This window comes from Echinicola sediminis, from assembly GCF_054777495.1.
In genome coordinates this window covers 1-3,745 of the sequence record NZ_BAAHAP010000190.1, presented here as the reverse complement: position 1 = coordinate 3,745, position 3,745 = coordinate 1, and the positions used below count along the sequence as shown (strand labels likewise).

Sequence of the window (3,745 nt, the reverse complement as noted above, 5' to 3'; positions counted from 1 at the left end):
GGACAGTACAATAGCCGATGCCATACTGGACAGACTGGTGCACACTGCCCACAGAATCGAGCTCAAAGGTGAATCAATGAGAAAAAAACGATAACTTTAAACGCCATTATAACGCTAACTGAAAAAAACTTTTAAAGGGGTGGTCAAGATGACCGGATTGGTGGTCAGCATCATCGGAATCTACAGTTGACAAAAGCAATTAAGGAAAGAAGGTCAAATTTAAATTTATACACGGATCGGCTGCTTCTGCTCAACTTGGGACATGCATCATTAATACCCACAATTATGTCGTTACCTGACTTGAAGAAAGGTTCTTCTTCAAATACCCTAGATATTAAAGCAAAAGAACTCCTATTGATCATGGAAAAAACAGACCTGGAGTTAAATCCTAAAATTTACACTCAAATAGAGCTGTTCAACATTCGAAAAGACTGGCTGGATAAGAAGATCTTCGATGGTGTTTTCTTTTCAAAGTGCCCCTCAGAAATGCTTTTCAAGAAAGGTGTGAAGGCCCACAAAAGGCTGTTTCACTACCTGGAAAACAAAGTAATTATCAATAAGAGTATCAATTTTTGAGCCGGTCACCATACACTTGCCAAATGTTGTTTTTTAAAAGAGGAGTGTGAATGTACGCACCTATCTGCTCCTGGATTTTGACCCGTTTGGTTTAGGTTATATCAAGTAAGTTGGTCAACATTAATGCTTCATATTCTTCACCGCCAGCAAGTCTACATCACAAGATTCTCGGTAAAAAAAGACTATTCATCTAAAAAAGGATATAAATGAAAAACACAGCCAGAAGCTGTGTTTTTCTCATTAAGGAATTGTCAATGGTTTTTGGCCAATGTCATGACATTTTTCCAAAAACCTCAAATTGCGGTATAGTAAAATGAATTATCTTACACGTATACAATCTAAATAAAAAAATCCTAATAGCCATCAAACTGAGTATTATTGTAAAGCAACGACACACTTTCTGTGAATGAATCAATCTTGCTTGCATAAAGCATTGCAATAGCCCTTTAAATTTCCACGTTTTCATTGCTAATATTGATCAATACTTTCTGCAATTCCTCCTTATTTAAAGTAGGAGAAATAAGCGCATTGAATACATCCAAATTTCCCGTCCACCTGAGGGACTTATTAGATTCCGGGACTATTCCAATAATAAAAATATTCTTTTCACCGATATTGGTCAAAAGGTCCTTTACCTGATCTGAAAAATTCTCCAAATCAATCAAAACTATATTTATTCTTTTATTTTCAATAAGATAATGAAAACCCACCATTGATTCAGCCCTGTACACCGTGAGCTTTTCACTTTCAAGGAATTGTTTAGCCCTTTGAAATCGGTCATTATTTCTACTCCAGACCAATACCCTGAATCCATAGCAAGTGTGAAAATTATGGGTGTTCCCTAGCCCTTCACGGATCTCTTCATTTAATTTCCTGAAGGATGTGGACGAAATCAAGGTTCCAAGCGGAACAGGTTCAAGAGTATTTACTGGACTTATCTCCCCATCATTTCCTATCACCTTATTTTCATTTTGAAGATCATGTTTTAGGCTTATACCTGATGGATTATAAATACTCGCAGATTTCTCATCCAAAACATGACGTTTTTTTTCATCCATGTAGGAGGTGCACGAATGTTCGCAGGAAACAATCGAAAAATCACTACATGTTATATCTGAATCCTTTCCTTTCTTTTTTCTGAGCTGTATAATTTGTCTTATTACCCAAAAGGTTAATTTATCCATTACCGATTCGCTAAGAATTGGCCATAGGTTCACAGCACGGCCTTTCCCTCTATAGGACATATAAAGCCTCAAAAGCCGATAAAGTTTATCTACTATCACTACCTGGCCTATTTTAGTTTTAGCATCGATCACTGAAACCAAATCCGGTGAGTTATCAAATGACTGAAAGATCATCAATTGATCAGAGGGAACCCCCATCCCCTTAAAGGCACGGATAGTATTTTCTATTATTGGTGAATGGTCAATACGTGAGTGGAAAGCCAAAATAAAAAGGTTTTGTGGCTCCGCAGACCATTTCCTTATCTGTTTTTGAATGCTTCTGCTGATATCAATAATATGATGATACCAAGCATCTTGCTTCCAAAAACAAAAGACAATTGCATTTCCCTCCCCCCTGGAGATAGCGTAAATGTTATTATTGGGTTTCATAAAAAAATTAATTAGAAAAATATTTCGCTTCAGGCTTTACGCCTACCTCCTGATCCTTTCTTTTTTTAAAGACTCCTATTATTCCATAAGGTCCATATTGCGCTACTTCCTAACTTTTGATAATCAGAACTTTGCAAATTTAAAACTAAAGAAGTAAAAATAAAAGCAACTTTCATGAATACGTCAACAACCGGTAAAAATATGTGCTTTTCAGGCGAAATGATTTCTAGTGGATTATCGATAGTCCGCTATTCGACTACAAGGCTAATAACTAATCATGAAAAGTGGCCCAATCTCCTCAGTTTTAAACAGCTATTATAATCCCCTCCCATTTGGTGATCAAGTACACAAGAAAATCAGTTTTATAAAACCGAGAAGCTGCTCAGCAAAAAAAGCCACCCCAAATTACTGGGATGGCTTTTTGCCCTGTCTCTTTTAGCCTTTAGGACCTTAGACTTTATATTACTTCTCTGTAACTATCTCCTTCACCCAAAGCTTTTCAGGATACACTTTATTTTGGTGCAAGTCCATTAAGGCCTGCTCTACCGATTCCTTGTCCTCTGGGTAGGTTACTCCAAACCAGGTTTTACCTCCTTCCAAGATATTGACAGAAGCCTTTCCATCCTCTATCAGTTCATTCACCACGGTAGGGATATAAAATTCCGCTTTGGGATTATCTTTATTTTCCTCAAGGAACCGGTACCAGCGCTTTTCGGTCTCCCCAAAAAAGGACGGTTGGAATCCCCAACAGTTCATCGATACAGGGGTATTTTCATCGATCTCCAGGACATCCTCTCCCATTCTGCTGACTACTTTTCCGCCTTCCCTAGCGATCTTTTCCCGCTCGGTCATTCCGACCAACTCTCCCAAGTCATTTGACCGGCATACCCCACGGTTTACTGTGCCGTGCATGGACAGTACATTTTTCAGGGCATAGCCCACCATACAGTGTTTATTCCGTTCTTGGGAGTTAGCCAAAAAATGACCCAATTTATCGATGGCTTCCTTACCATAAAAATCATCGGCATTGATCACTGCAAAGGGTTCTTGAATTACCTCTTTGGCGCACAATACCGCATGTGCGGTTCCATAGGGCTTGGTCCTTTCTGGGTTTTGATAGACTGCAGGCACCAGGCTGCTTAGAGATTGGATGACAAATTCCACTTGGATCTGATCTTGGATTTTTTCCATAAAGCGATCTTTTACCAAGTCAAGGATTTCTGCTCTTACTATAAAGACCACCTTGCCAAAGCCGGCCTGAATGGCATCAAAAATAGCGTATTCCAATATGGTTTCGTTATTAGGGCCAAAGCCATCTATTTGCTTATTCCCCCCATATCGCGAACCCATGCCCGCAGCTAAAATCAATAAGGTTGGTTTGGTTGAATGCATGTTTATATTTTTTATTATTAGGGTTGGTTATGCTGTTTAATAAAATGAATAGTCTTCAGAAAGTGGCTTAAAAGCATAATTATCCGCTATTACTATAGAAACAAATTGCTTAGAGCCTATCCTTTGGAGGAGTGATCATAAGCACTCCCAATTGAATAATGCAA

4 protein-coding genes are annotated in these 3,745 nt (G+C 38.5%); 2 read left to right on the top strand and 2 right to left on the bottom strand.

Annotated features, from left to right (window positions below):
- Both ACYVAA_RS22465 and ACYVAA_RS22460 read left to right on the top strand, forming a co-directional pair.
- A partial coding sequence (locus ACYVAA_RS22465) for an ATP-binding protein (protein WP_460546224.1) occupies nucleotides 1-94 on the top strand: 94 nt, incomplete at its 5' end.
- Between the two features lie 191 nt (nucleotides 95-285).
- Nucleotides 286-576 (top strand): hypothetical protein, encoded by a 291-nt coding sequence (locus tag ACYVAA_RS22460; RefSeq protein ID WP_460546222.1) that lies wholly within the window; start codon nucleotides 286-288, stop codon nucleotides 574-576.
- Between the two features lie 446 nt (nucleotides 577-1,022).
- On the opposite strand, the gene ACYVAA_RS22455 is transcribed toward ACYVAA_RS22460, so the two are convergent.
- Both ACYVAA_RS22455 and ACYVAA_RS22450 read right to left on the bottom strand, forming a co-directional pair.
- A complete protein-coding gene (locus tag ACYVAA_RS22455) occupies nucleotides 1,023-1,760 on the bottom strand; it encodes a hypothetical protein (protein WP_460546220.1) in 738 nt (245 codons plus the stop codon).
- A gap of 891 nt (nucleotides 1,761-2,651) precedes the next feature.
- Nucleotides 2,652-3,581: a nucleotidyltransferase family protein gene (locus ACYVAA_RS22450; protein ID WP_460546218.1), complete on the bottom strand. Its 930-nt coding sequence runs from the start codon at nucleotides 3,579-3,581 to the stop codon at nucleotides 2,652-2,654.
- Nucleotides 3,582-3,745: the final 164 nt, after the last annotated feature.